Consider the following 651-nt stretch of genomic DNA (forward strand, 5'->3'; position numbering starts at 1 on the left):
CCCATTGCCAGATCCCGTCGGCGGCGAGGTGGCGGGCGGTGTGTGCGGGGATGGGGCCGTAGCCGTCCAGGTGGCCCGGCTCGTCGGTGAGCCCGATCAGGGAACGCAGCGGGACGGTGACGTGCACGGTGACCGGGCGGCCCTGCGCCGAGGCGAGCGGGATCGGTGCCGCACCCCCGCGACCCGCACCGGCGCCGGTGTCGGCGGCGTGGTCGCTGCCGGTGGGGGCGATGGTCTGGGTGTGCAGGGTTGTCCAGGCCAGCGCGGCCAGGGCGTCGGCGCGGCGCTGGGCTGCCGTGCGCGGCTGGTGCCCGGCGGTGGTGTCGTGGCGTTTGAGGGTGTGGGCGGCCGCGTCGAGGACGGTTTTGACCGCGATGGCGTCCTCGGCGGGCAGGTGCGCCTCCAGGTAGGCCATCGCGTCCGGGGCCGCGGTGATGGTGACATCGCGGCGTTCCCGCGCGGCCTGGCAGCGCTGCTGGGTGCTCACCGGGGCGAGCTCGTGCAACAGTTGGGTGATCCTCCGGCGCAGGGCGACGGTGTCCATGGTGGATGCGCCCGGCAGCACCGCGGCCTCGACCCGCCGCCGGACCTGCCGGTCCTGCCCACCCAGCTCACCGGTGATCACTTTCGCGCGCCGCTCATCGATCACCC

1 protein-coding gene is annotated in these 651 nt (G+C 75.0%); it reads right to left on the bottom strand.

Annotated elements, in window-relative coordinates:
• The coding region (locus E1269_RS32005) for a DUF222 domain-containing protein (RefSeq protein ID WP_162606729.1) at window positions 1-651 on the bottom strand (651 nt) is incomplete at both ends.

The sequence above is a fragment of the Jiangella asiatica genome (assembly GCF_004349065.1).
GTDB classification, from domain to species: Bacteria; Actinomycetota; Actinomycetes; order Jiangellales; family Jiangellaceae; genus Jiangella; species Jiangella asiatica.